At 67.1% G+C, this 25,201-nt stretch carries 21 protein-coding genes, 1 tRNA gene and 1 riboswitch; of the genes, 10 read left to right on the top strand and 12 right to left on the bottom strand.

All coding sequences use genetic code 11. From position 1 onward, the window contains the following. Nucleotides 1-13: 13 nt before the first annotated feature. The 6 genes from NTY77_10660 to NTY77_10635 form a co-directional block, all read right to left on the bottom strand. Nucleotides 14-817, bottom strand: coding sequence for a transporter (locus NTY77_10660; protein MCX5795945.1), 804 nt, complete (start codon nt 815-817; stop codon nt 14-16). Nucleotides 818-935: 118 nt separating this feature from the next. Beyond that, nucleotides 936-1,298: a hypothetical protein gene (locus tag NTY77_10655; protein ID MCX5795944.1), complete on the bottom strand. Its 363-nt coding sequence runs from the start codon at nt 1,296-1,298 to the stop codon at nt 936-938. A gap of 69 nt (nt 1,299-1,367) precedes the next feature. After that, entirely contained in the window at nt 1,368-2,402 is a 1,035-nt protein-coding gene (locus NTY77_10650) for a DMT family transporter (protein ID MCX5795943.1), read from the bottom strand. Beyond that, nucleotides 2,402-3,550 carry a cation:proton antiporter gene (locus NTY77_10645; protein MCX5795942.1) on the bottom strand — a complete coding sequence of 383 codons (1,149 nt, stop codon included), beginning with the start codon at nt 3,548-3,550 and terminating at the stop codon, nt 2,402-2,404. The genes NTY77_10650 and NTY77_10645 overlap by 1 nt, the downstream gene beginning before the upstream one ends. 30 nt (nt 3,551-3,580) lie before the next feature. Continuing rightward, nucleotides 3,581-3,646, bottom strand: a riboswitch (Fluoride riboswitch). Nucleotides 3,647-3,703: 57 nt separating this feature from the next. Next, a complete protein-coding gene (locus tag NTY77_10640) occupies nt 3,704-3,973 on the bottom strand; it encodes a translation elongation factor-like protein (protein ID MCX5795941.1) in 270 nt (89 codons plus the stop codon). A 70-nt stretch (nt 3,974-4,043) separates the two neighbouring features. Continuing rightward, a complete protein-coding gene (locus tag NTY77_10635) occupies nt 4,044-4,238 on the bottom strand; it encodes a hypothetical protein (GenBank protein MCX5795940.1) in 195 nt (64 codons plus the stop codon). A gap of 148 nt (nt 4,239-4,386) precedes the next feature. On the opposite strand from NTY77_10635, the gene NTY77_10630 reads away from it, so the two are divergent. From NTY77_10630 to NTY77_10620, 3 genes are all read left to right on the top strand, one after another. Further along, nucleotides 4,387-6,945: a DUF748 domain-containing protein gene (locus tag NTY77_10630; protein ID MCX5795939.1), complete on the top strand. Its 2,559-nt coding sequence runs from the start codon at nt 4,387-4,389 to the stop codon at nt 6,943-6,945. A gap of 159 nt (nt 6,946-7,104) precedes the next feature. Next, nucleotides 7,105-7,539, top strand: coding sequence for a response regulator (locus NTY77_10625; protein MCX5795938.1), 435 nt, complete (start codon nt 7,105-7,107; stop codon nt 7,537-7,539). Between the two features lie 111 nt (nt 7,540-7,650). After that, a complete protein-coding gene (locus NTY77_10620) occupies nt 7,651-8,766 on the top strand; it encodes a hypothetical protein (protein ID MCX5795937.1) in 1,116 nt (371 codons plus the stop codon). 117 nt (nt 8,767-8,883) lie between these two features. Here the strand turns inward: NTY77_10620 and NTY77_10615 are convergent, their stop codons facing one another. Then, a complete protein-coding gene (locus tag NTY77_10615) occupies nt 8,884-9,672 on the bottom strand; it encodes a hypothetical protein (GenBank protein ID MCX5795936.1) in 789 nt (262 codons plus the stop codon). Between the two features lie 417 nt (nt 9,673-10,089). Here NTY77_10615 and lpxD point away from each other — a divergent pair, with 417 nt between their 5' ends. From lpxD to NTY77_10595, 4 genes are all read left to right on the top strand, one after another. Next, the gene (gene lpxD, locus NTY77_10610; protein ID MCX5795935.1) at nt 10,090-11,142 is read left to right on the top strand and encodes a UDP-3-O-(3-hydroxymyristoyl)glucosamine N-acyltransferase; all 1,053 of its coding nucleotides are present in this window, start codon (nt 10,090-10,092) and stop codon (nt 11,140-11,142) included. A 303-nt stretch (nt 11,143-11,445) separates the two neighbouring features. After that, nucleotides 11,446-12,117, top strand: a complete 672-nt coding sequence (locus tag NTY77_10605; GenBank protein ID MCX5795934.1) for a hypothetical protein — start codon at nt 11,446-11,448, stop codon at nt 12,115-12,117. Further along, nucleotides 12,114-13,517 carry a caspase family protein gene (locus NTY77_10600; protein ID MCX5795933.1) on the top strand — a complete coding sequence of 468 codons (1,404 nt, stop codon included), beginning with the start codon at nt 12,114-12,116 and terminating at the stop codon, nt 13,515-13,517. The genes NTY77_10605 and NTY77_10600 overlap by 4 nt, the downstream gene beginning before the upstream one ends. A gap of 319 nt (nt 13,518-13,836) precedes the next feature. Further along, on the top strand, nt 13,837-14,490 hold the full coding sequence (locus NTY77_10595; GenBank protein ID MCX5795932.1) for a heavy metal transporter: 654 nt from the start codon (nt 13,837-13,839) through the stop codon (nt 14,488-14,490). Nucleotides 14,491-14,548: 58 nt separating this feature from the next. On the opposite strand, the gene NTY77_10590 is transcribed toward NTY77_10595, so the two are convergent. From NTY77_10590 to NTY77_10580, 3 genes are all read right to left on the bottom strand, one after another. Further along, a tRNA-Gln gene (locus NTY77_10590) sits at nt 14,549-14,619 on the bottom strand. Nucleotides 14,620-14,673: 54 nt separating this feature from the next. After that, on the bottom strand, nt 14,674-15,975 hold the full coding sequence (locus NTY77_10585) for a hypothetical protein (protein MCX5795931.1): 1,302 nt from the start codon (nt 15,973-15,975) through the stop codon (nt 14,674-14,676). A 95-nt stretch (nt 15,976-16,070) separates the two neighbouring features. Further along, complete coding sequence (locus tag NTY77_10580) at nt 16,071-18,599, bottom strand: hypothetical protein (GenBank protein ID MCX5795930.1); 2,529 nt, start codon at nt 18,597-18,599, stop codon at nt 16,071-16,073. Between the two features lie 211 nt (nt 18,600-18,810). On the opposite strand from NTY77_10580, the gene NTY77_10575 reads away from it, so the two are divergent. Genes NTY77_10575 through NTY77_10565 form a run of 3 tightly spaced genes read left to right on the top strand, consistent with a single transcriptional unit; the run spans nt 18,811 to nt 22,510 of the window. Continuing rightward, entirely contained in the window at nt 18,811-19,833 is a 1,023-nt protein-coding gene (locus tag NTY77_10575; GenBank protein ID MCX5795929.1) for an SIS domain-containing protein, read from the top strand. Continuing rightward, nucleotides 19,830-20,033: a hypothetical protein gene (locus tag NTY77_10570; protein ID MCX5795928.1), complete on the top strand. Its 204-nt coding sequence runs from the start codon at nt 19,830-19,832 to the stop codon at nt 20,031-20,033. Before NTY77_10575 ends, NTY77_10570 begins: the two co-directional genes overlap by 4 nt. After that, nucleotides 20,030-22,510: an alkaline phosphatase family protein gene (locus NTY77_10565; protein ID MCX5795927.1), complete on the top strand. Its 2,481-nt coding sequence runs from the start codon at nt 20,030-20,032 to the stop codon at nt 22,508-22,510. The genes NTY77_10570 and NTY77_10565 overlap by 4 nt, the downstream gene beginning before the upstream one ends. On the opposite strand, the gene NTY77_10560 is transcribed toward NTY77_10565, so the two are convergent. After that, nucleotides 22,461-23,183, bottom strand: a complete 723-nt coding sequence (locus tag NTY77_10560) for a glycosyltransferase family 2 protein (GenBank protein MCX5795926.1) — start codon at nt 23,181-23,183, stop codon at nt 22,461-22,463. The two genes, NTY77_10565 and NTY77_10560, sit on opposite strands and share 50 nt — an antisense overlap. Further along, complete coding sequence (locus tag NTY77_10555; protein MCX5795925.1) at nt 23,180-25,141, bottom strand: glycosyltransferase family 39 protein; 1,962 nt, start codon at nt 25,139-25,141, stop codon at nt 23,180-23,182. The genes NTY77_10560 and NTY77_10555 overlap by 4 nt, the downstream gene beginning before the upstream one ends. Nucleotides 25,142-25,201: the final 60 nt, after the last annotated feature.

Below are 25,201 nucleotides of genomic sequence, written 5' to 3'. Positions count from 1 at the left end.
TTTTCTCCTTTGATCAGAACCGATAACTGCCGCCCAGGCTCAATCCGTAGTCCGGGCTGCCGTTGGACAGGCCCACCAAGCCCCCGCCGAAGAGACTGCCTTGTTCGCCCAGCTTGTAGTCCAGGATCCCGCGCAGGTCCAGGGGCGCGGGCTGGCCCGAAACGAGGGCATTGCTTCCCTCGAAGAGGACCGTCGACGTCCAATCCTTTCCCAGCGGGTGCGAGAAGCCGATATCCGCGGCGACCTGGTTGTTCAGATCCTCTCCCGGCGGGTCCCCGATGAACGTGTAATACAGGTCGGCGAGGACGGTCCAACCGGGGACGACGCGCTTGCCAAACTCGATCCCGAGCCCCTCGTCGAACTTCCCGGTCCCCAACCCCTTGTTCTTGTTCGCCGTCGGCAGCTTGATCTTGGCGGCCAAAGACAGATCGAAGGGCTGCGGATCCTCCCGCATGAGGGCGTAGCCCCCCCGGACCACCACGTCGCCCAGTCCGGAATGGGTGGTCGTCGCGGTCGACCCCGTCCCCCTGCCGGTCCTGACCGGCCGTCCCCCAAGGTTCGTCACCTGTCCGTTGCTGCTCTCGCGCAGGTAGGGGACGGTCAACGACGCGTCCCAGTCGCCCAGGTAGCGCTTCAGGGTGACGGGGATGTAGAGGGAATCCGACCGCGTGCCGGTCCCGAACTTCCCGGATTCATAGTCGAGCGACGAGCTGAGCTTCCAGTCGAGGTCGTTGGCGAAGGACGAGCGCGCCGTCGCGGCGCACAGCATCCCCGCCGCCAGCCAACCGAGGCGTCGTGTCCAACGGGTTCGTTCCATGGCAGAGGCAGTATACCTATGGGCCTGGCCCTCGACTATCAGGAGTTATACGCGGGTGGAGAGTAAGACTACGGTCTCGGCCGAGGCTCCGGATCGAGCCCCGCTCCGAGGCGGCGCGCTACCGCCAGAAAGACCCGGGGCTCGCGAAGGTCTGCGGGGCGGCTGCCAGAGACCCCGGCCTGGCGAAAGACCCGGTCCTGGCCAAGGTCTCCGGAAGCGCCGCAGGCTGAGGCGCCGCCGGAGCCCCAGGCTTCGTCGCTGGTCCCGGCGCCGTCAGGGGGGCGCGGAGAGTGAACGACTCGGTAATCGCGTAAGTCTCGGAAACCCGGAAAGGCCCGGAAAAGGCGAAAGTCCCGGGGACCGCCAAGGTGTAGGGCATGGCTTGAGACGGCGACAGCTCGGAGGCCGGCGTGAGCCCGCCGTATCCCTTCGGGCGGCCGGTCGCAGCCGCGGACAAGGCCAAGGATAGGACGATCGCCACAGCAGACAATCTAGTCGCAATCATGACACGCGTGCGCCCCATAAGACATTATAACAGGAATCCCGGGCTTCAGCGATGACGATGCCGGTGATGCAGGTCGGGCCAATGAGGATGCGCGTGTTCATAGGCCGCGTGGCTATGCCGATGCGCATGCTCTGCCCCGGGAAGGGCCTCAGTATGGACATGGCCATGGTGCTGGTCGTCATGGCGATGGCGATGCTCATGCTCCAGGGGCTCGTGCCTATGGGCATGGTGATGCTTCTCCAGCGCCAGCAAGGCCGCGGCGCAGACGAACAGGCCCCCGGCCGCCGCCTGGAGCCAGGAGAGCTTCTCGCCCAAGGCCGCCATCGAGATGAGGACGCCGAAGAACGGAGCGGTGGAGAACAGGATCTGGCTCCGCGTCGCCCCGAGCCTCTGCGCTGCCGCGACATAGAGCGCGATGCTGGCTCCATAGCACGCCGCCCCGATGGCCAGGGCCTGCGCCGTCTCTTTGAGGCCTCCTGACCACGGGGCGAGCGCCGAACCGATGGCCAGGTTCACCGTCCCGGCGGCCAACCCCTTCCAGAACGTCGAGTCCGCCGGGGCGATGCCGTCGATGAGGGACGTCAGCTGGTTGTCCAATCCCCAGCACGCGCAGGCCAGCGCGACCAAAGCGGCGGCCTGGACGCCCGCCGCCCCCCCTCCCCATGCCAAGACCACGGCCGCCAGGGCGGCGACTCCCGACGCCGTCCAGCCGCCCCAGCCCAGCGAATCGCGGAAGAGCGCGGCACCCAGCACCGCCGTAGCGACGAGCTCCAGGTTGAGCCACAAGGAGACCGACGCGGCAGGAGCGGCTTTGAGCCCGAGCAGGACCAGGACCGGAGCGAGGATCCCGCCGAAAACGATGGCCCCCAAGAGAAATCGTCGGTTCCGGGCATCCAGCTGCCAGGGCTTTCGGACGGAGCCGCGAAAAGCCCAGGGAGCTATCCCGATGGCGGCGCCGAGATACAGCAGCCCGGCCAGTTGGTTGGATGAGAAATGCCCAAGGAGCGGCTTGCTGGCGGGGCTGGCCGCGCCGAACAACACCGCCGAGAGGACGGCGAGCAGGAATGGGGAGAGCCGCATCAGGAGCTCTCTTCCTCCCGAGCCAGCAGTTCCTCGGCCTCCGGCAGCGCCGGGGAGAACCAGCGCTGGGCGATGAAGGTCGGGATGATGGCCGTCCCGATGACCACGGCCACCAGGACCGAGAACTGACCCTTGTCGATGTAGCCGGCCTGGAGCCCGTAGAGCGACGAGATGGTCCCGAAGGTCAAGCCGGTGCTCATGAGCAAGGTCGTGTACTCGGCGTGGCCGCGCGCGTAGAGCCTGGCCAGGGGCCAGACCCCGACGAACTTGGCCGCGAGCTTGACCCCGAACAGGATCAGGAAGAGCGGCCATTGGGCCAGGACGGAGCCCAGCGACACGTTCATGCCGCCCTTGATGAAGAAGAAGGGCGTGATCATGGCGAAGGCCACGACGCGGAGCTTCTTCTGGAGCTCCTGATGCTCGCGGAAGAGCGCGGCCAGGCACAGGCCCAGGATGAAGACCGGCAGGACCGCGTGCCCTTGGCCCAGCTTGGCCAAGGACATGAAGCAGAAGAGCAGGAAGAAAAGGAGCTTGATCTCCGGCTCTATGACCCGCTTGCCGTAGCGCAGGAACACGCCGGGCAGCCAGCGGGCCGCGGCCGTGATGAGCAGGGCCGAGCCCAGGATGAAGCACAGGGTGTAGCGGTCGTATCGGGCGAAGGTCAAGGACAGGGCCATGGCCACGCCGAAGTCCGTGACGAAGGTGGCGGCCATGATGACCTTGCCGATCTCGGTCCTGGTCAGTCCGGTCTCGACCAGGACCGCGTAGACCACGGCCAAGGACGTCGTCGAGAGCGCGCAGCCCGCGATGAGCGAGGCGTCCCAGGTCCAGCCGGCGGCCCAGCGGCAGTAGGCGATGGCGGCCAGATAGGGGACCAAAAATGAGATCCCTCCGATGAGAACGCTCTCCTTGAACTTCTCCCGCATGATCTTGGGGTCCACCTCGGCCCCGGCCAGGAAGGTGAGCAGGATGCCGCCGAAGCCCGCGAGGAAGTCCATCCAGGGCGCGGACTGCAGGCCGAGGAAGTTGCCGGCGATGACGCCGACCGCGATCTCGATGATGGCCGCCGAGAGCGCCAGCTCGACGGAGAAGACGCTGGCGATGAAGACCAGAAGGGTGATGCAGGTCGCGGCGTAGATCGTGTCCATGTCTCCCCTCAAAAAAAGAGACTCCTACCGCGATCGGTAGGAGTCATCAGCCCCGTCGCCGGGGCGGTTCAGGCGAACTCCATCGCCTGGCCCTATTCAAGCAGTTTGGGTGTAGGGAAACAAGGAACCCTCCTGGGAAAGGAGGGCCCGAGTTCAGCCGGCCGGAGCGGGGTCGGTGACCTTATGGACCGTGTCGCCCAGGCGCACCTTCTGGCTGACCTGTATGCTGACCAGGTCTCCGGCTTTCGCCTCCTGCGCGGGAACGCGGTCGATCTGCATGGAGGACACTTCGTGGACCAGTTCGGCGTCCTTGCCCTTGATGCGGATCTTATCTCCCACCTTCAGCGCGGCGGTCAATCTGATCATGCTCACGCTGATCTTGCCGAAAAAATGCTCGACCGTCCCCACCTGCTCCTGTTCCATTACGCCCTCCTTCTCGCATCCGGCCCTCTCGGGGGCCGGGACAGGCTATGATAGCAAACGGGGGCCCCCTTCATTTCGCGACTTGGATCTGCGTGCTGGTGCAGTCCGAATTGTTGATGACCCCCGTGAACGCGTTGAGATGGGCCATGCACTTCTCGATGGTAAGCATCCCGGCCCCGTTGCTACTGATGTTGGTCACATAGGGGCCGGCCGTGGAGCAGGAGCACAGAGCGGCGGCTAGCAAGGCCAAGGCTAATGTTCTCATCCGTTCCTCCGATTCGAGCCAGCCCTCCAGCCACAGCGTCAGCAGCGGGCCCGGCTAGGATATAATACCCCATCCAGCGCCCCCCCAGCGGCTTGGAGCGGGAGGCTCGACAAGTCTGACTGGGCGGGCAAGATGTTAGAATGACGCGATGAAAACCCTCGTCCCCGCTTCGCGCAAGTGGCTCCGGCGCCTGGCCTATGCCGCGGGCGCTTACGTCGTCCTGGCCGCCGTTTCCTGGGCCGCCGTGCCCTGGGCGGTCCGCCGCGCCCTGAGCCTGGTCCCGGAATACCTGCCCACCTTCGCGGCGCGCCTGGACCGCGCGGCCTTCAACCCCCTGACCTTGCGCCTGACCGTGGAGGGCCTCGCCTTGACCCAGGAGCGCTTCGGGGAGCTAGCCTCCTGCCGCTCGGCCAGCGTGGCGCTGGGCCCGGCCGCTCTGCTGCGCCTGGCGATCGGCCTGCGCGAGATCAAACTCGAGGGACCGAAGCTGACCTTGGGCATCGGACCGGACGGCAGCAGCGTCCTCGACGCTTTGCCCAAGAAGGCTCCGGCGGAACCCGCGGCCCCGGCCCAGCCGATGTTCATCCCGCGCCTGGTGATCGGCGCCCTTGATATCGTGGACGGGGAGCTCAACTTCGAGAGCCGCCTGCGCAGCGCCCCCCAGCGCCTCTCGGCCCGGCCCATCGAATTCCGCCTCCAAAACCTCAGCACCATCGTCGGCGACGACGGGATGCACCGCCTGCAGGCCCGGACCAGCAAGGGCGAGGTCCTGAGCTGGGAAGGGCGCCTGACCGTGCGGCCGCCCCACCTCTGGGGCCGCGTCGCGCTCGCTGACGCGGACCTCTCGCGCCTCGCCACCGGGGCTCCGGCCCTGCCCGTGGAGATCTCGGCGGGCAAACTGGACGCCTCCACGGATTACGACGTCGCGCTCGACAGCGGCACCCTCACCCTCTCGCTCAAGGACGCCCGGACCTCCATCGCCGGCCTCATGTGGAGGCTCAAGTCGGTCAAGGAGAAGCCGCGGGGGCCCTTCGCGCTGGAGATCGGGCCGGCCAAGGTCGACGCGGTGGCCGCGGACCTCCCCCGCGGAGGCCTGACCCTGTCGGCCGAGGTCCCGGTGTCCAGGACCGGCCTCGTGCGCCTGAGATCCTACCTCAAGCCCAAGCCCCTGGCCGCGGGCGCGGAGTTCGAGGTCGCGGCTCTGCCTCTGGCGCCCTTCTCGCCGCTGGGACCGCCGCCCACGCAGGTCTCGCTCGACAGCGGGACCTTCAGCGCCGACGGCAAGGCCAGCCTCGCCGACGGAGAGGTCGAGGCCGCGGTCTCCTTCTCCCTGTCCGGCCTCTCGGTCTCGGACCGGCAGAGCCGCCGCGTCTTCGTCCGCCTGGGGCGGCTGGCCGTGGAGTCCGCTCGCCTATCGACCAAGGCCCGCCGCCTCGACATCGCGGCCATCCGGGTGGATAAGCCCTACCTGCTCGCCGCGCGCCGGCGCGACGGCAAGACCAACATCGAATCGGCCTTGGGAGTGTCGTTTTCGAGCGCGCCCGCGAAGTCTCCAGCGCCCGCGGCACCTCCCCGCCCGGCCGCGCCCGGCGGGGAGCCCTGGGGGGTGCGGCTCAAGCGCCTCTCGGTCTCCGGCGGGCGCATCGTGGCCCAGGACGACGCCGTGGCCCCGGCGTTCTCTTTGGCCGTGTCCGAGGCCCGCTTGGACCTGACGGGCCTGGCGACCGACGCCCGCTCGACCGCGGTCTTCTCCGGCGGGGCCCGGGTCGAGGACGCCCCGGTCTCGGCCGAGGGCACGGTGCGCCTCTCGACGGCGGCCGCCTGGGCGGCGGTCCGGCTCAAAGGCGACGGCATCCAGCTCCCGGTGTTCAGCCCCTATTCCGGCCGGCTGGTGGGCTATAAGATCGACCAGGGGGCGCTGAGCTTCGACCTGGACCACAAGCTCGCGGGGCGGACCATCGCGACCAAGAACCACGCGCTCATCGACCAGATGACTTTGGGCGAGAAGGTGGAGAGCCCGGACGCGATCAAGGCGCCGGTCAGGCTGGGGCTGGCCATCCTGAAGGACCGGCGCGGCGTCATCGACCTGGACATCCCCATCGACGGCAGCCTCGACGACCCGGACTTCCACATCATGGGCGCGGTCATCAAGACCGTCGTCAACCTGATCGTCAAGGCCGCGGTGTCGCCTTTCGCCGCGCTGGGCCAGATGCTGGGCTCCAAGGATGACCTCGGCAAGGTGGCCTTCGCGCCCGGGGAGTCGGCCCTGCCGGCGGAGCGCGCCGCGGACCTGGAGAAGGTGGCGCAGGCCCTGGCAGACCGGCCGCAGATGCTCGTGGGCGTGCGCGGCGCGGCCGGCCGCGCCGACGCCCTGGCCGCCGGCGCGCGCGCCCTCCTGACCCGCTTGCGCGGGGCCAAGGGCGGAGACGAGCCTTTGACGCCCAAGGAGGAGGCCCAGGCCCTGTCGCTCTACCAGGAGGCCTTCGGCGCTCCGGCCGCTTCGGCGGCCGCGGCCCGCGACGGGCTCGCCGAGAAGTGGCTGGCGACGGACGCCGAACTGCGGACCGTGGCCCTGGCCCGCGCCGGGGTCATCACGGAGGCTCTGCGCGCGCGCGGCATTTCGGCGGCGCGGTTCTTCAGCCTGGAGCCGGCGGTCACGCCGGAGGCTGCCGACGCCCCCTGCCAGCTCCAGCTCGACGTGCGCTGAGACGGCGCCGGCCGTTCAGCGGACCGGCCTCAGCCGGCTCAGCCGCGTCGAGACGACAAGAAGCCCTCCTCTCGGAGGGCTTTGCCGCGGATCCCGCATTCCACGTATAAGTCCGCATAGACACAGCCCGTCAGAGGTGGTATCGTAAGGTGAGCTTCCATGAACAATAGGATATTGGTGGTTGATGACGACCCAGCCGACCGGAAGATCCTGGCCTGTCTATTCGAGACGACCGGCGAGGTCATCGAGGCCTCCACGGGCGAGGAGGCGCTGCGGATCATCGAAGCGGAGCGGCCTCGGCTCATGATGCTGGATATGGTCATGCCCGGGATGAGCGGTCTTGAGGTGCTCCAAGCCTGTCAAGCCTCCGCCGTGACGATGACCATCATCGTGCTGACCAGCCAGAACGATATCGAGTTGGCGAAGCGGGCCTTGGAGTTGGGCGCGGTGGAATACATCACGAAACCGTTCGTCTTGGCCAATCTCAAGGAGAAGGTGGAACGCTGTGTGAAAGTCGTCCCGGAAGATAAAGGGAAAGACGACGGGCGCCCGTGGCGCATTGTCGGCCAGATCGACGCCCCTCCAAAAAAGTAGGCCGCTCATAAGCGCGGCTCCTCTTCCTGAGATAGCTGACGCTCGTCATGGTGCCGCGCAGCGACTATGTCGTACAGTGCCTCCTCGTTATTCTCGCGGGGAGGAGTGGACATGAGCAAGGTCATCAGAGGCATCGTCGGAGCCGTATTCTGCGCGGCTGTTCTCGTCCAGCCGGGGTTCGCCGGGCCAGGCAAGACCACGGGTGGGACTCTCAAGTACGACCCCGCGGTCCACTCCAAGCTCCAGGGGGAGGAGCGGGCCAAGGCCGCGGAGCAGATCATCGAGGTCACGAACATGTCGAAAGGGTACTACCCGCCCACCGACGACATGCTCGTCGCTCCGGGCGGCGCGCTCAAGAATATCGGCCTGGTCATCTTCGACACGAACATCATGCGGTCCGGCGGGGCGAAGACGCCGGGGTGCTGCGCCAATCTGTTCCCGATGGAGGCCGTACAGCAGACGATCTCGGAGCGGATGCTCGCGTCATGGAACAAGGCGCTCGAGAAATATGCGACGTCGGACGTCACCCTGGTCCCTATCGAGAAGATAACCCAGTCCGCCGCCTATCAGAAGGAAGGCAAGGCGGTGAAAGACTGGCCGAACAACACGGAGACCTCCATCTTCCAGAAGATGGACAAGATCCTGGGCTTCGAGGGGGTCAAGGCCGCCTTCATCGCGGCGCCCGGAGGCAGCAAGCCCCGCGACACCGTTTACGCGATCCCGAGAGGCCTGCGGGACTTCGGGACCTTCGGCGCCCCGGGCGGGGTCGCCCAGCAGAACTGGGGCGGGCCCCTCGACAAGATCGGCCCCGAGGCCGGGCTTGATGCGGGCATCATCACCCATTCGACGTTCCACTGGGAGACCGACCGCAAGCAGGCCATCAGCGAAAACTTGAAGGGGACGGCGAAGATGACGATCTCGGCAAGCGTGAACGTGCCGTTCCCGCGGTGGGAGGAGATCGTCAAGGCCGCGAACAAGAGGCGCATCGGCCCCAAGGTGAGCCCGATATACCGGATGTATAAGATGGAGTTCGAGGACAAGGTCGGCGTCCCCTACGACGTGGCCGCGCAGCATGATTACATGAAATGCTGCCGCAACGGCATGGGAACGGAGGCGGAGCGGGACCTGTTCGCCCCGATGCTGGCGGATTACGACCAAGCGGTAGACATGCTGGTCGGGAAGATGGTCGCCGACCTTCGCTTGACGCAGAAGGCGAGCGGCAAATAACGTTTCGGCGTCCGTTGGACGAGGGACCCTCGGCCTGCGTCGGCTCGGGGGTCCTTCGCTTTTCCGCCCGCGAGCCGCGGCTGGCTGGATCGCAGCGGGGCGATATCTCCTACGACCTCAGAGGTTCGTGTACTTGCGGATGCTCTCCAGCGCGAAGGCCGCGGGCCCCTGGTCGTCCTTGGGATGGCTGAAGACATAGAGATAGACCGGGACCCCGGGTTTCAGCCAGGAGAACCTGCCCTCCAGCTTCATGCCCGCCGAGGTTTCCACGCGCAGCATGCCGGGAGAGACGCTCAAAGTGACAGTCACGGGCGCGGCGGCCGGGCCTTTGACCGAGCCGTAGTTCTCCCCCCCGTTCTGGGTGTTGACGAGGTACGCGGAAGTCTCGGTCGGCGAGACCGTGATGAAGTGGAACCACGCGTTCTGCTGGCGCCACATGTCCGCGTCCTTGACCTCGGAGATGCCGATGACGTAGCCCGTGGTCTTGGCCGGGTCGAAGCCCAGGTCGATCTTGAGGGGGGACAACGCCATGTAGGGGGCCACGGTGAAGAAGGGCGCCTTGGACATGATCCCGGTCTTGGTCCAGTGGTTGCCCTCCGGCACGGCGACCTCCAGGCGGCCGGGGATCAGCTTGGCGAACCGGTCGAAGTCCCCGCCCACCACGGCGACTGGCTCCCAGGCGTCACCGAGCCCAGAGCGGAAGGACTCCTCAAAGAGGGTCTTACCGGCCGCCGCCCGCCGCGCGGAGGATTCGGAGAAGGTCACCGATTCAATGCGGGCCGTGTCGTAGCTCGTCGAGGTGCCGTCCTTGAGGCGGACGGTCATGGTCGAGGCCAGGGCCCAGGAGGCGGCTCCGAGCAGGGACAGGGCGAGGGCGGCGGTGCGGGTCGGGCGCGGGACTCTCATGTTCGTTCTCCTTCCATCATGTTTCCGGCTGCTGGACAGGCGCGCCCGACCGGCCGCTGCCTAGAGGCGCATCCCATCCGCCGCGCATGAATTCAACCGCAGTATATCAAGAAAAAGCCCTCCTTTCGGAGGGCTTCAGAGAATGGCTGTCCTACTTAGACGACTTTAGGACTTTCTTGGCGGAAACCGCTTAACTGCGGCTATCAATGAGATTGGCCCAGTCTTCGGGGGAAAGGTCGGGTCGACACAGCAACGGCCCAAGTGGACATACTCCCTGCGGATGGTTGACGCTCCCCCGGCGCAAGCGGTATAACTGAGGACAGGCAGACCCGCGTCGCCGGAGGGGTTACCGAAGCTGCTTCCCGTCCTCGGGCTTGAGGCAGACTTTCGGTGCCCCTTGGCGCTGGAGGAGAGTTGATGACGCTGCAAGAACTAGGCCGGATGCTGGGTGTCGAGGTCAAGGGGGAAGCGGATTATGCAATCCTCGGGATTCGGGATGTCGAGTGCCTATCTTCCGATCAACTCCCCGAAGAAAACCGCCTCTACTTCGTTGAGTCCAAGGCGGTATTGAAGCGCCATCCCCTCATGGCGGAGCACGGCGCGGTGTTGACGACCAAGCAGTTGTCCGGTCAATTCCGTCGGGCTCTCATCTCCGCAGAGGATGTCCGTCTGGTCTTCATTAAGGTTCTGAAAATCTTCGATAAGGCACCAGCATTCGAGCCGGGGATTTCGAGTGCGGCCAAAGTGGATTCATCGGCCCGTATCGCGGAGAGCTCCGCCATCCTTCCGGGCGCCGTCGTGATGGCGAACGCCGTCATCGAACCCGGGTGCGTCCTCTATCCGGGCTCGGTCGTCGAGCCGTATGCCGAGGTCGGGGAAGGCACCGTCCTCTATCCCCGCGCCGTCGTCGGCCATCACTGCGTCGTGGGCAAGCGCTGCATCATCTACGGAGGCGCCGTGATCGGAGCGGACGGGTTCGGATACTATGACCGGCCTGGCCAAAGGCACAAGATCCCCCAGATCGGCAACGTCGTCATCAGCGATCACGTCGAAATCGGCGCCGGATGCACCATCGACCGGGCGACCATCGAGAGCACCACGATAGGGACATACACGAAGATCGACGACCAGGTCCACATCGGGCACAACTGCCGGATCGGCCGATTCATCTACATCATAGGGAACACGGCTATCGGCGGCTCCGTGGTCATCGAGGACGGGGCGATGATATCCGGGATGGTCATCGTCAAGGACCATGTGCGGGTCGCCAAGGGGTCGGGCGTCATGGGCATGTCCGGGTTGGCACAGGATACGGAGCCCGGACAAGCCTATTTCGGGACTCCGGCCCTGCCTGCCCGGGAGGCTCACAAGATGCACGCCGCCTTGAGGAGGCTCCCCGACTTGATCGCCAAGGTCCGGAGATTGGAGGCACAGTTGCTTGCGGACCGCGCTGAAGGGCCGCGCCACTGATCAATGACGCGGCGCGAGCCCAGGTGCGCTTAGACTGCGAGCGCATCACGGACCTCGCCATACCAGACACCCCGTAGTTGTAAGCCGAAAAAAACGAGGCCCTCAGCTTCACGCCAAGGGCCTCGTTCGTCGGAGAGTTCTGCCCTGCTTAGACGACTTTCGAACTTTTCTCACCGAAAACGCATTCAATTGCATCTAATGCTCCGGGCTTGACTTGTTTGTCCCACAACGCCAGCGCTTTTTTCTACAATCATCACGGATGCCGGTGCATCTCTCTGATCAGTGGGCTCCGGAGATGTCCCCATGAAGAATCTCATCCTGACGACGGCAGGCGCCGCACTCTGTCTGTCCTTGGCCGCCTGCTTCACCATCCAGGTCCGGCCCATCCCTTTCCGCGGACCCACACCCGACCTCGGACTGACTCCGGAGCAGAAGCTTCCCTTGCACCTGGCCGTGGTCATCCCAGACCCCATGGGCTTCCGGTATTATCTCTCCTTGCAGGGAGGCCGCGGCCACAGCGTGCGGCAGGACCAGACCGAGCACTTCGGCGGGGAGAAGTACCTGCCCATCCCCGAGGAGCTGGCGCGCCAGGCGGCCGAGGCCTTCCCCGGCGCGTTCCAGAGCGTCTCGGTCCTGCGCCAACTACCGCCCCCCGGCGAATACGACGCCGTCGTGGTGCTGGCCGTGGCCGCCATCGAAGAGAATTTCCAATGGGGCGACCCCCTGTTCGGCGGCGGCGGCACCTTCGTCGAACTCTCCCTGGACTGGAAGCTCTCGGTGCTGGGCAAGGGCAATGTCGAGCTCCTGTCCATAGAGGACAGCACGGGCACCCGGCGGTTCCACACCACGAGCCACACCTTCACCGACGAGGTCATGGCCGCGGACGTGGGCCGGGAGGGCGGACTCCTCCTGTCGTCGATCACGCGCCGAGCGGTCCGCATGTCGCGCGACATGCTCGTCAAGGTGGCGCGATGAGGCGGCTGGCCCTCCTTGCCGTCATCGGCATGGCCGGCCTGTCCGGCTGCATGACGGTGGCTACGCCCCGCGTACTGCCCGTGGACGCCCTCATGCCGCAGCCGCGCCCCGCGCAGGCGCGCGAGCCCCTTTTCGCCGTCGTCGTCGAACGCTTCCACGACGAAAGGCGCGACCCCTCGCTCTTCGGCTACGGCGGATTCAGCGTGGCGGGGCAAACGGCCATCTCCGCCGGAGGAGACCTGGGCGCCAGCGTGGAGCGCAATGTCGCCGCAGCCCTGGAGCGCAAGGGCGTCCTGGGCGGCCCCTCACCCTTGGCCCTGCGCGGGACCATCCAGCGCGCGGAGGTGGGCGCCCTGCAGTTCACCAAGGACTACCGGGCCGACGCCGCCTTCGAACTGACCATCGTCGATAGCCGCCGGCGCGCCCGACTCTGGGCCCGCGGCTACGCCGGTAGCGGCCGGGCCAACGACCCGCAGACCGCCCTGACCATGGCCTTCGGAGAAGCCTTCGCGACGCTGGAGTCGGACGAGTCGATGCTCAACCTGAGCGAGGCGTTCCTGCAGGCTGGCGGCCAGCCTCCCGCCGCGCCCGCAGCGCCTTCCCCTGTCGCGCAGGCGCGCCGGTCCGACGTGGAGGAGCCTGGCGCCCAGACCGTTCCCCAGCCGGACGATTACGCCCTCATCATGGGCGTAGAGCGCTACCAGTCCATCCCCGAAGCCGAATTCGGCGAGCGCGACGCCGCAGCGTTCGGGCGCTACGCGGTGGAGCGCCTGGGCGTTCCAAAGGAGAATGCGATTGCGCTCTTGGGCTCGCGGGCCACGCGCGCCGGCCTCGCCCGCTACATCGAGGAGTGGCTGCCGAAGAATGTCACCGAGAAATCGCGCCTGTGGGTCTATTACTCCGGACATGGCGCCCCGGACCCGGTCAAAGGCAGCGCCTATCTGGTGCCCTGGGACGGCGACCCGGCCTTCCTGGAATCGAGCGCGTACCCGTTGTCCCGCCTCTACGAGCGCTTGGCGGCACTCAAAGCCCGCCAAATCGTCGTCATCATTGACGCCTGCTTTTCGGGCGCGGGCGGCCGCTCCGTCCTGGCCAAAGGCGCCCGCCCCCTCGTCACGGTCCGGCAAACCGACGCGCCGAGCGACCCGCGCTTCTCCATCCTGACAGCGTCGGCCGGCGACCAGATTGCCGGCGGCCTGCAGGATGAGGGGCACGGGGTGTTCACGTATTTCCTGCTCAAGGGACTCCAGGGAGCGGCGGACGCTAACAAGGACGGGCACGTGACCATGGCGGAACTCGGCGATTATCTCGCGCGCGAGGTGCCGCGCGCCGCGCGCCGTCAGAACCGAGAACAAACGCCCCGGCTGAGCGCCGCTGACCCGGCGCTCAAGTTCTACTAAGCCTTCGCTTAGTCAAACAGACACCGCCGGCGCGACTTCCCGAACCCCGCCGCCGCCCGGATGACGAGTTCCATCTCTTCATCCCGCAGTAACCGGTGCCCGCAGCGGTGTCCGCCCGCCTCGCAAGGCTCAAAATGAAGCGACCCGCAGGTTGCCCTACGGGTCGTCGGTCGTCGAGAAAGTTCTGCCCTACTTGGACGAGTTTAGAACTTTCTTGGCCGAAGGCGCGTTTAATTGCGCTTATTGATCCACTTGGCCTGGTTTTCGGGGGGAACGTCATCTGCACCATGCATCGACAGTCAACTGATATACTGTGAATATGGACGCGGCTAAAACCGTCTACCTAAAGCGAGCCATCCAGCTTTCCTGGTTCACGATTGGATACAACGTTCTGGAGGGCTTGGTCTCGGTCTACTTCGGCCTGGAGAAGGAATCGCTCGCGTTGGCTGGCTTTGGATTAGACAGCTTCATCGAAGTGGCGTCCGCCGTAGTAGTGCTTTGGCGATTCCAAAGCGAGATGGGCAAGCGGGAGGCAATCTCCCTCGACGCCGAGCGACGCGCCGTGTTCGTGATAGGACTCCTCTTTGTCGCCTTGGGCATCCTGACGACGGCTGGGTGTTTGGTCAAGCTCGCCCAGCGAGCGCAGCCGGAGACGGTTATACCCGGAATCCTGGTATCGGTCATCAGTCTGACTTTTATGTTCTATCTTTGGCGTTCCAAGAAGAACGTCGCCGCAGGTCTCGACAGCGCGACCATGATGAAGGACGCCGACTGCTCGCTGGTCTGCATCAAGCTCTCGACCGTGCTCCTGGGAGGAAGCCTGGTATTCTTCCTGCTGCCGTCTCTTTGGTGGGCTGACTCTGTTGCGGGACTCGTCCTAGCCATCCTGATCGGCAAGGAGGGCGTCGAAGCGGTCCAGGCATCCCGCCACGAGAATTTCAGCGGCGGGTGCGGCTGCTCCCACTGCGAGTAAGCCAGAAACACGGAAGCCCTCCTTTTCGGAGGGCTTCATTTTTTTTGCCGCTAAAGTTCTGCCGGACTAGGATTCGAACCTAGAATAAGTGGTTCAGAGCCACCCGTGATACCATTTCACCATCCGGCAATAAATCGGTGAACGGACATATTCTACCAAAATTTGCCGGGCCGGGGTGGCAGCCTACAGGCTCAGGGCCAGCACCGGCGACTTCTCGATGCCGTTGCGCAGCAGCGCCTGAGCCCGGCCCCTTTCGGACGGGGCCAGCGGCCGCTCGTTGACGATGTGCCGGACCGCGGCGGCCGGCGCCTGGATCCGGTAGGTTCCGTCCGCCTGGCGCATGAAGACCTGCATGTCCGTCTGGCCGAACACGATCACCTGCTCCAAAACAATCTGGTCCTTAGACCCCGCCTGCCAGGAGTCCAGGATGCCCTGGACCTCGGCCACCGGGACCCGCGACTGGCGCGTCAAATCCAAAGCCATAGCGCCGCGCCCCAAGCCGTGGCGCTGGCCGTGCTCCAAGATCTGCATGTTGGCCTTCGCGATGAGCGACTCCAAAGCCATAGCCTCCCCGAGGGAACTCTTGATCTCCACCAGCTTGTCGCCTATCACCAGGTCCGGGGTCTTTCCGTCCTCGCGCACCAGGACCCGGATGTCGCTGTTGACCAGCATCAGCTTCTTGATGAGCTTCACCTCGTGCTGCTGCAGCTCCGGGATCTGGTCGATCAAGCCGGGTCTGGCGGAAAGATCGATGCCCGCGAAGCGCCCGCCCTTCCGGTCGTAATAGGTATAGATCTGGTAAGGCGCCATCTGCGAGACCATGCGCTTGAGCTTGGCCTTGAGGCTCTTTGAGTTCCCGCTGTCCGGGATGAGGCGCTGCACGTCCGCGGCGCTGCGCACCGTGTCCACCGCCACCTTGGTTACGCCCTGAGGCAGCTTGGGCGCCGCGACGTCGGAGACCGAGGCCTCGGCCGGAACCGCGAGCGGCGGGCCCCGCGTGCCGGACTGGTCGAAGAAACGGTTGGAGAGCTCGTTGGAGATGTTCCGGCCCGAGACCCGGCTGGACTCCATCTGCGCCACGAAGCCGTGCAAAGTGTTCACCGCGGCCGCCGGCGCGCTCTTCTGCTCCGCGGACTGCTGCAGCAGCGAGGCGCCGCCCGTCGGAGCCAGCGCCGCGGGAGCGGAGAGCGGGATTGCGGAGACCGTCTGGGGGGCCGCGCTGGGAGCGGAGTAGGACTGGACTCCCGGCGCCACGGGGATCACCGTCGGGACCAAGGTCGGGACGGCCAGCTTCGAGGTCAAAGACAGCGCGCCCGCGCCCGACAGGGACGGGTTGGCCAGCGGGCCGATCTGGGAGCGCGCGCCCACGGCCGAGGCGCCCGTGATGAAGGAGTTGACCGGCGCGGCCACCTGCACGCGCGCCACCTCCACGCCGTGGACCGGCGCGGCGGCCAGCGCGAGCAAGGCGAGTGCCAGGGCCTTCATACACTCAGATTATAGACCCGGCCCGCCCGGCTAGGCTGGGCCATAGGGGAAAGGCGCCCCGCGCAGATGGCCCAGAGGCAGCTGGGCCGTCGGGCCTACTGCCAGCGGCCGAGCAAGGTCTGGAGCTCGCCGACCGGATGCAGCGGCAGCGGCGGCGGGCCGCCCGCGGGCACGAGCTGCACGTTCTTGCCCGTCATCTGGATCCAGCCCTGCCAGTTGGGAACCGGCTTGCCGTCCGGCCCGACGCGCTCCCCGGCCAGCGTGGCCGTAGCCACCACCGCCCGCTTGAGCTCCAGGCCGTCGTCGTGGCGGAACTTCATGAACAGCTCCACCAGCTGCTCCGGGTTGTCGGAGCGCTGCATGTCGCCGACCAGGTTGGCGTAGTCGCTCGCGTCGGTGTAGGCCCAGGCGTCGCCCATCAGATAGCGGCCCGGAGCCACGCTCCGGTAGCGGGCCTCCAGCGCGGCCAACTGGCCGCGGTTGCTCTTGTCGGCGCCCTGCAGGCGGCGGGCCTCGGAGGCGTGGTCGTGCAGGAAATCCAGAACGGGCTTGAGCGCCTCGGGGTCGATGGTCTCGGCCCAGGCCGGAGGCTTGGAGGACATGGCCCAGAAGTTCCGGCCCGGCTCCCAGCTCTCCTTCTCGTAGATCCAGTCCGCGTGCAGGTAGGCGGCGACGAGCTGCTCCCGGCTGGCGCCGCGCAGAGCCTGCACGCCCTCGTCCGACAGATAGAAGCTCCCCGTCTCCTCGCTGCGCCCGATGTTGCCCAGTCCAAAGAGTTGGAGGTACGGCTTGGGCTCGTCGTACTTGCCGCTGACCGGCACGCCCATGGCCTTCTGCGTGGCGATGACGTCGTTGACCTTCTCGCGCGTCGTGGTCATGAGCCGGTTCTGCGGACCCAGGGCAACCGTGACCGCGGTCTTCTTGGTGTCGAGGTCGTACCACAGCGCCATCTGCTCGGAGCGGTTGGTCTTGGTGACGTCGCCGTGGTAGTTGAAGTTCGTCAGGCCCACCACGTAGTGCTTGAGCGCGCCGTCCTGCCGCCAGCGCACCTCGTAGAAGGCGGTGCCGTCGGCCAGCGCGATCTTGAGCTTGGAGATGTGCGCCTGGAAAGCCGCGTTGGTCGTGATGTCGCGCACATCCGCCTTGAAGCGGCCGGCGTTGAGTTCCTGGGCGAAGGTCCCCTCCGCGGGCAGGCCCCGCAGGGCCTCAGGGCGGAATTTGAAGAAGGAATCGAGCGCCGCGCCGACCTTCGGATCGGAGAGCGGCACCGAGGCCCAGCCCTCGGCCTCCAGGTCGTCCTTGCCCTGGCTCCAGGAGCCGGAGAGCGAGGCGGAGGCCAGCTGCTCGATCTGGTGCATGATCCCCTTCTCTCCGCTGAGCACGGCTTTCCCCACCAGCCCCTGCTCCAAGGAGGTCGGCGTCACCTGCGGGATCAGCAGGTCGTTGTAGATCTGCAGGCCGGCCGAGGCGGCCACGTTGGTGCTGAAGGTCTCGCCGTCGGCCTTCTGCAGCAGGATGCGCACATGGTCGTCGTCGATCTTCTTGAGGTGCAGAGAGACCCACTGGTCCGCGGCCTTGCCCACGCTGGCGCCCGCGTTGACGCCCACGTGCGCGTACTTGGGCAGGCCCAGGCTCGAGCCGAAGCCCAAAGATTGGGCCGCGCCCTCGTCCAGGCGGCCCGTGATGGTCAGGTCCTCGCCAGGGCGCATGACCTCCTTGAGGTGCTTGGCCGTCAGCGGCCAGAGGAAGACCCGCTGCTCCGCGTGCAGCCAAGCGCCGGCCTTGTCCTCCGGGATGGCCCGGGTCTCCACGATCTCGATGATGCCGTTGATCCGCAGGCCCACGCCCAAGGACACCCCCGGCACGCCGGTCGGGTTCTCGATCGGGATGGAAGCGCTGGCTCCCATCTGCACCTTGGTGTCGGTGCGCACGAACACGATCTTCTCGCCCTTCTTGGCCGCTTCGTCGCGCACCGCCTGCTTGACCGGGTCGGCCCTCACCTCGTCGGGGTTGAGGATCTTCACCTTGAAGAACCCTCCGCCGTCTACGCCCACGCCCTGGGTGATGCCGAGGGCCTTGTCGAGCCCCGCCTGGCGCTCCGAATAGACCTGCTTGCGCGCCAGGTCCTGGAGCTTGTCCACGGACACGGCCACGACCTTGATGGTCCCCGGAGGCGTGGGCTTGGTGAGCAGATCGGGCAGGTTCTGGTAGGGGGAGAGCTCGGGGGGGTGCGTCCCGCCCGGGACCCCGGGCACGGGGATCGCCCCGCCCTCGGAGCGGGCCTTGTCCCCGTCGAAAGCCAGTCGCGAGCCGGCCGCGTCCCATGAAACCTTCCGAACAGAGTCCGCGGCCGCGGAGGCGAGGTTCCCGGGGACCTGGGCCGCCTTGGCATCGGGCGGGAGCGCCAGCGGGGCCGCGGCCAAAGATATGAGCTTGGACTTCGCGGCCGCCCCGTCCGGGCCCAGCGTATCCAGGAGCTCGCAGACCTGCTGGCGCGGCTCGGGGCTCTGGACGGCCTGCTTCACCCAATAGACGGCCGGAGACTTGTCGTCGCCCGGCTGAGCCGGGTCGAAGCGCTGGATCTCGGCGACCAGGGTCCTGGCGAAAGCCGGGTCCTTGGGCATAGACGAACTCGTCTGGCCCGAGGCCGAGGCGGCTAGCGCGGCGACGGCGAGGATGATGAAGGATGATTTCTTTATGGTTTCATCTCCAGAACGGCATAATGGAGCGACCCGACCAGTATAGCTCAGGAACGAAGCTTGCGCCAGAGGCTATAGTCCCACGGCTTCCTAGGACGTTGGTCCCCCGCAGGAGAAAGGGCTATAATGTGACCCCATGAAGGCCAGCGACACCAGCACCTGGCGAGACATCCACGAGATACCGGCGCTCTTGGCGGCCTTTTCGGAGAAGGCCCCGCAGCGGCTGCGCGGCTGCCTGCTCAAGGCCGCGGACCGCTCGGTCCACCTCGTGGGCCGCGGCTCCTCGGACAACGCCACGCTCTTCGCCAAGTACATCTGGGAGGCTTACGCCGGGGTGCGCGCCGACTTCGTCCACCCCCACTCCGTCTTCGAGGCCCGCCGGCCCCTCGATTTCCGGGGACGCGTGGTCTGGGCCTTCTCACAGTCCGGACGCAGCCCGGACGTGGTCGCCGCCCTCAAGAAGCTCATGGGCTGGGGCGCCCAGGGCGTGGCCGTGACCAACGAGCCGGACCCGGCCCGCAACCCTCTGGCCCGGCAGGCCGGGCGCCACATCCTGCTCTCCAGCTCCCCCGAGCTCTCCGTGGCCGCGACCAAGACCTTCTCTTTGCAGCTCTGGCTGGCCTTATGGACCTCGCGCCTCTGGTGCGGCTGGCCCGCCGAGGCTGAGCTCCGCGAGACCCAGGCGGCCTTGGCGCGCTACCTCTCCCGGCCCCGGGACTTCCCCCCCGCCGGCCGCTTCGCCGCGGCCTGGAAGCGCCTGCGCCGCGCCCCCGTCCTGAGCCTCGTGGCGCGCGGCCCCTTCTACGCCGTGGCCAAGGACGCGGCGCTCAAGTTCCGCGAACTGGCGGGCCTGCACGCCACCGCCCATTCCGCCGCCTCCTTCCTGCACGGCCCGGTGGGCGCCTGCGGACCGCGGGACCTGGTCCTGCTCCTCTCGCCCTCGGGCCGCAAGCTCCCGGACGACCTGGCCCGGGTGCGCAAGGCCCTGCGCGGCCGCGGCACGCCTCATGAGGTGCTCTGGCCCGCGGGCGGCCAGGCGCCCTTGAGCGCCCTGCTGCTCGACGTGGAGCTCAAGCTGGCCGCCCTGGACCTGGCCGCGTCCCGGGGCCTTGACCCGGACCGGCCCAAGGGCCTGCACAAGGTCACCCGCACGATATGAGACTCCTGCGCAAGATCATGCTGTTCGCCTGCGGCGTCCTCGCGCTGATCAACCTGGTCGGGTTGGTCCTGGACCTGGTGACGCTGCATTGGTTGGGGGCCGGCTGGGCCCTGCTGCGCGCGGCCGGCTGGGCCGCGGTCTGCGTCTACCTGATCCGGCTGGATCGCCGCGTCTCCGCGCCCCCACCCGAAGAGCCTTGAACGAGCGCCTGTTTTCCACGGGCCGGGTCGCCTGCGCCGGGATCTTCACCGCGGCGCTGCTGGGGACCGTCTCTTTGGTCCCCCTGCTCATACCCCGGGCGGAGCGCTTCACACCCAAAGTCCAACCGGTGCCCATCGCGGGAGCCCGCGCGCCTGTGGCGCCGCGCCTGATCTTCATCATGGTCGACGGGCTGGGCTCCGACATGGCCCTGTCCTCGGGCTTCATGCCGCGCCTGCAGGCCCAGTTGCGGCAAGCGGCCTGGGGGACCGCCCTGGCGTCTTTCCCGACCTTGACCCCCAACGGGCTGCGGGCCCTCTTGAGCGGCCGGACCGGAGTGCCGGAGCCCGTGTTCCTGGGCGGGATGCCGGCGCACTGGGAGCGCGACTCGGTGATGGCCCGGGCCAGCGCGGCCGGCCGCCGGGTGTTCACCATAGGCCAGCAGGATTGGCCCGCCCTGTTCAAGGACCACGCCGCCCACATGGAGCTCGTCGCCTACACGGGCCGCCCGGAAGACCCGGAGGTCTTGCGCCGGGCCATGCGCATCCTCCGGGGGGACGGCTGGGATTTCCTGGCCATCCACCTCTTCGACCTCGACGGCATCGGGCATCGCGAAGGCACCCGCTCGGCCGACTACCGCCGCAAGCTGCTTTGGCTGGACGGACGGATCATGGAGCTGGCCGCGGCCGCCGGCCCGCAGGCCGCCGTCCTGGTGACGGCGGATCACGGACAAGCCGCGGACGGCAGCCATGGCGGCATGGAGATGGTCGTCCGCCGGGTGCCCTACGTCCTCTGGGGGCGCGGCATCCATCCCGGCCGGCTGGGGACGTTCGCTCAGAACGATTCGGCTTCCACTTTGGCCGCGTTCATGGGCCTGCCGCCGCCGATCCAAGCCAGAGGGCTGCCGCACCTCGAAGCTTTTGAGATCTCCGCGCGCGACAAGGCCTCGGTCATGCTCGACCTGCTGGAGCAGCGCCGCAGGCGCTGGTTCGCGGCGCGCACCGATTGGCCCTGGCTGACGAGCGATCCGGATTCAGCGCTCCAGCAGGCCCGGACCCGCTGGCAGGCCGGCGCCTATAGCGGCAGCGCCGCAACCGCGGAGCGCGCCGTGGCGGCCGTGGACCATGAGCTCGATGCGCACTCGCCGAGCCAGTGGGTCGGGCGCTTGACTTGGCTGCTGTGGCTGATGGTGCTGGCCGCTTCCTTCAGCGCGGCTTGGCCCATGGCCCGGCCCAGGACCCGGATCGCTGCCGGGGTCCTGGTGGCCTTATGCCTGGGACTTCTGGTCCTCCCCCTGCGGATCGACGGTCTTTGGCCGCCGGCCATGGCTTGGGGGCTGGCCGCCTCGGCTGGACTGCTCCTATTGAGCATGTCCTCCGGGCTGGATGCCCCGGCCCTGAGCTGGCGGGGCTGGTTTCTGTGGTGGGCGGCGCTGGCTACCATCGCCTTCCCGAGCCTGGTGGACGTCTCCCTCTGGTCGTGGGCCGTCCTGGTCTTTCTGCTCGCGCTGCGGCTGGCCCGGTGGGAGCGGCCCGGACTGCCGCCCCTGGCTTGGGCCGCGGCGACTTTGGCGGCCTGCGCCGTCATGAGCGCCTGGGCCAGCGGGACGGAGATGTCCACGCTGCGCTATTGCCTGCCTCATTTCGACCTGCGCCGTTTCGGCGCCGCTCCTTGGCGCGCCGTAGAGCTCGGCGCCGCGCTGGCCCTGGCGGCCGTGCTCTACCGGCGCCTGGTCGCGGAGCTGGGCCGCAAGCCGGCCATGATCTCATGCGCCGTCGCGGTCGCTCCCGTGGTTTTAGCTCTTCTGCCCTGGCCGCAGGCCCTGCGTCATTGGACGTGGGGGCTCTGCCTGCTCTCGCTGGGCGCGGCCTGGCTCTCGCCCCTGCCGCCTCAGGCCAAGGCCTTCTGGGCCAGCCTGGCCGGCCTGGCCTTCTGCCGCACGCAATCCTCCGGCAGCGAAGCGTGCCTGCTCGCTTTGGCGACGCTGGCCGGCTGGCGCTGGGCCTTGCTGACCGTGGTGCCGGTGCCGCTCTGGGAAGGGCTGGGCTTGGTCGGGCTGTGCTTGTGGGCCTACGTCCTGCCCGGGGGACGGCTGGATTTCTCGCACATCTCCGTTGCTGCCGCCTACTCCGGCATGGGCAAGGTCTGGAATCCTCGTCTTCTGGCCGCGCTGGCGGCGCTCAAGCCCATAGGATTCCTCCTCACCCCCATCCTGGGACTGCTCGTGGACCTCCCCGCCGTGGCCCTGCCGTCAGGCATGACCGTGCTCGGCGCCTTGTCGGCCGGCAGCATGACCTTGCTATGGTTCGACAAGTTCTATTTCAAGCTGCCGATGTCGAGCCTAGTGGACACCTCGTGGTATGAGCGCCTGCTCTGGGGCGGGGTCACGGCGTGGCTCCTGATCCTGGCCTGGGCGGGGCTCCAGGCGTTCACGTACCGGAGACCTTGCGCCGAAAACGCACCCGCAGGCTCGCGATGAGCCCCACCGCTGCGTTGGCCAGGAAGTCGATGATCCGGGTCCGGGAGCGGTAGTAGCTCACGGGCTGGACGAGGGTGTTGTCCACTTTGAAGCCCAGCAGGACCGAGATGATCCCGATCTCCTGCGAGCAGCTGTAGCGCAAGCCCATGAAGTACTCCAACAGGCTCGGGATCATCCCGGCCTTCATGACCCGCATGCCGGCTTCGATGTCGTAGAAGCGCTGTCCGCACAAGAGGCCGGCCCAGAGGCTGAGCAGGCTGTTGCCCAAGCGCTTGTAGAAGGGGTAGAGGGAGAAATCGCGGCGCACCGAGGCCACGTCGCAGCCGCGGCTCTCCACATGGGCGCAGAGCCTCAGGGGGGCGGCGTCCTGGTACTGCCCGTCGGCGTCCACGAACACGACCAGGTCCTGGGGCCGCCAATGTCCGGCTTCGAGGCCGCGCGCGATATGGATGAAGCCCGCCTTGAGCGCCGCGCCCATACCCTGGTTCTCGGGCAAGGCGATGAAGGCGCCCTTGGCCCCGCGCTTGAGGCACCAATCGCGGGCGATGCGGGCGGAGCCGTCCAAGGAGCCGTCGTCGACCAGGACCAGGTAGTCCGCCCAGCGGCTGGCGGACTGCAGGACCCCGGAGAGCGTGGTCTCCTCGTTGTAGATGGGGATGAGCGCGATCCTCACGGCGTCCTCCAAGAATAGATCCAGACGCCGTTGATGTCGACGGGGGGTGCGGCGTAGCGCTGCAGCACGGTCCTCAGCAAGGCTTCGGCGCGCATGAAGCCCGGCACGCGCGTGCTGAAGGTCTCCAGATGGGGATCGACGAGAACCGCGGTCAGGCCGAGCTCGCGCAGCCGCCGGTAGAGCTCTTCGGGCGTGTCGCGCTCTTCATAGCGGATGAGCATCTCGTTCTGGGGGTCGCCGATGAGGACATAGCGGTCGAGGTAGAAGGGCCGGACCTCCCGGTAGAGGAGGATGCGGGCATCCGCCGGGAACGTTTGGTTGATATAGGCCATGGCCGGATAGGAATCGATGTTGCGGCTCAGATACGCGTCCTGCGGGCTTTGCCGGGGGTCTTGGGGCCTCAGTCCGAGCACCGGGAAAAGGGCGTTGTTGGCGGACAGGGCCGGGACCGCGATGAAACCGACTGCGAGCACGCAGGCCGCGCCCGCGCGCCAGCCTGCCTGCCGCCAGGTCCGCTCGGCCCAGCCGCAGGTGAGCAGGCAGAGCCACGGCATGAGCGGGATGAAGTAGCGCCAGTTCTGCACGGCTTGGAACCACAGGAGCGTGAAGAGGCCCAGATAGGCGAAAGACCACTTGGCGAAAGGGTCTTTGCAGGCGCTGCGCCAGTTGAGGGCGCCCAACGCGAGGAAGGGGATGAGCAGCTCCCGGCTGGAATGGTGGAAGGTGTCCGGGTCCTCGAAGATGAGGTGCAGGGGCAGCAGAAGCAGCTGGCGCCAGCCGGTGCCGAGGCCTTCCAAGGTGGCGTCCTTGAGCCGTGCGAATATGTAGAGATCCCTGGGACTGCCGCCGAAGAGCTGGGGCAAATAGGGCCAGATGGGATTGTGCATATAGATGAATGTCCGCAGGAACCAGGGCAAAGCGAAGAGGGCCGCGGCCGCGGCCCAGGCGAGCGTCCATTTGCGCAAAGCGCGCTCTTGGCGCAGCGCGACGAAGGCGAGCATGGCCGCCAGGGCCGCCGCCAGGAATACGCCGGTGGTCTTGGACACGGCGGCCAGACCGCTGAGCGCGCCGGAGAGGATGAGCCAGCGGCCTTGCCTGGTCTCGACGGCGCGCCAGGCGGTCCAGAAGGCGAGCATGGCGAACAGGCCGACGCCGAAGTCGGTTCCGGGCGTGCCGCTGACGCTGACGACGGCGGGCTGGCAAAGGAATAGGGCGACGGCTGCAAGAGCTGCGGGTCGGGAGCTTATGCGGCTGCCCAAGGCCCAGAGGGCGGCGGCCATGAGGCCTTCGAAAAGAAGAGCGACCAGCGCGGGCAGCTCGGCGGACTTGAAGACGAGGGCCGGGACGTAGAACATCTCGACGGCCATGGGGTCGAAGCCGTGGGAGAGCCAGCGCAGGGGCAGGAGGTGTCCGAGTTGGGCGTAGAGCTTGGGGAGCTCGAGGTGGACGGCCAAAGAGTCCCATTCCGTGGGCGGGGCATTGGCCGAGATGAGGCCGTAGAGGGCGGCCAGGAAGATGGGCGCGGCGAAGAGAGCTTGGGGCCAGGTCAGTCGTGTCGGGATGGAGAGCTTGTTCCACAGGGGCCGCGCGGCTGTCCATGCGGTCATGGTCATCAGGACGAATAGGACGGCCAAGGGCGCGGGCTTCCAGAGGTGCAGGAGTCCGAACATGAAGAGGGTGTGGCTGAGGAGGCCGAGGCCGAGGCCGGCTTCGAGGATGGAGCGCTCGGCTTGGTCCGCGTAGGGCAAAGCGAGGGGCTTTAGGAGGATGCGGCCGAGGCCCATGGAGGCGGCGAGCAGCCAGGCTATGACGGCCAGGCGGGCCAGGACTTTGAGGGTTTGGGTGAAGATCGAGAGACTGATCGAGGCAGGATGGAGGAAGATGTAGGCGAGGACGCCGTAATGGAGCGCGGCCCAGACTGCGGGTACGGCGAGGAAGAGAGCCAGCCGGGGCTTCATCGAATGGAGTGCATTATATCAATCTGACCGCGGCCGCAGCGGCGGGATCAGCCCCAGGTA

The organism is Elusimicrobiota bacterium (assembly GCA_026388095.1).
Classification (GTDB): domain Bacteria; phylum Elusimicrobiota; class Elusimicrobia; order UBA1565; family UBA9628; genus UBA9628.
This window is presented reverse-complemented; position numbering and strand designations above follow the sequence as displayed.

Excerpts from the sequence above, each read along its gene's own strand:
- NTY77_10660 (MCX5795945.1), bottom strand. The coding sequence starts at position 817 with ATGGAACGAACCCGTTGGACACGACGCCTCGGTTGGCTGGCGGCGGGG.
- NTY77_10650 (MCX5795943.1), bottom strand. The coding sequence starts at position 2,402 with ATGCGGCTCTCCCCATTCCTGCTCGCCGTCCTCTCGGCGGTGTTGTTC.
- NTY77_10645 (MCX5795942.1), bottom strand. The coding sequence starts at position 3,550 with ATGGACACGATCTACGCCGCGACCTGCATCACCCTTCTGGTCTTCATC.
- NTY77_10640 (MCX5795941.1), bottom strand. The coding sequence starts at position 3,973 with ATGGAACAGGAGCAGGTGGGGACGGTCGAGCATTTTTTCGGCAAGATC.
- NTY77_10635 (MCX5795940.1), bottom strand. The coding sequence starts at position 4,238 with ATGAGAACATTAGCCTTGGCCTTGCTAGCCGCCGCTCTGTGCTCCTGC.
- NTY77_10630 (MCX5795939.1), top strand. The coding sequence starts at position 4,387 with ATGAAAACCCTCGTCCCCGCTTCGCGCAAGTGGCTCCGGCGCCTGGCC.
- NTY77_10625 (MCX5795938.1), top strand. The coding sequence starts at position 7,105 with ATGAACAATAGGATATTGGTGGTTGATGACGACCCAGCCGACCGGAAG.
- NTY77_10620 (MCX5795937.1), top strand. The coding sequence starts at position 7,651 with ATGAGCAAGGTCATCAGAGGCATCGTCGGAGCCGTATTCTGCGCGGCT.
- NTY77_10615 (MCX5795936.1), bottom strand. The coding sequence starts at position 9,672 with ATGAGAGTCCCGCGCCCGACCCGCACCGCCGCCCTCGCCCTGTCCCTG.
- lpxD (MCX5795935.1), top strand. The coding sequence starts at position 10,090 with ATGACGCTGCAAGAACTAGGCCGGATGCTGGGTGTCGAGGTCAAGGGG.
- NTY77_10605 (MCX5795934.1), top strand. The coding sequence starts at position 11,446 with ATGAAGAATCTCATCCTGACGACGGCAGGCGCCGCACTCTGTCTGTCC.
- NTY77_10600 (MCX5795933.1), top strand. The coding sequence starts at position 12,114 with ATGAGGCGGCTGGCCCTCCTTGCCGTCATCGGCATGGCCGGCCTGTCC.
- NTY77_10595 (MCX5795932.1), top strand. The coding sequence starts at position 13,837 with ATGGACGCGGCTAAAACCGTCTACCTAAAGCGAGCCATCCAGCTTTCC.
- NTY77_10585 (MCX5795931.1), bottom strand. The coding sequence starts at position 15,975 with ATGAAGGCCCTGGCACTCGCCTTGCTCGCGCTGGCCGCCGCGCCGGTC.
- NTY77_10580 (MCX5795930.1), bottom strand. The coding sequence starts at position 18,599 with ATGCCCAAGGACCCGGCTTTCGCCAGGACCCTGGTCGCCGAGATCCAG.
- NTY77_10575 (MCX5795929.1), top strand. The coding sequence starts at position 18,811 with ATGAAGGCCAGCGACACCAGCACCTGGCGAGACATCCACGAGATACCG.
- NTY77_10570 (MCX5795928.1), top strand. The coding sequence starts at position 19,830 with ATGAGACTCCTGCGCAAGATCATGCTGTTCGCCTGCGGCGTCCTCGCG.
- NTY77_10555 (MCX5795925.1), bottom strand. The coding sequence starts at position 25,141 with ATGAAGCCCCGGCTGGCTCTCTTCCTCGCCGTACCCGCAGTCTGGGCC.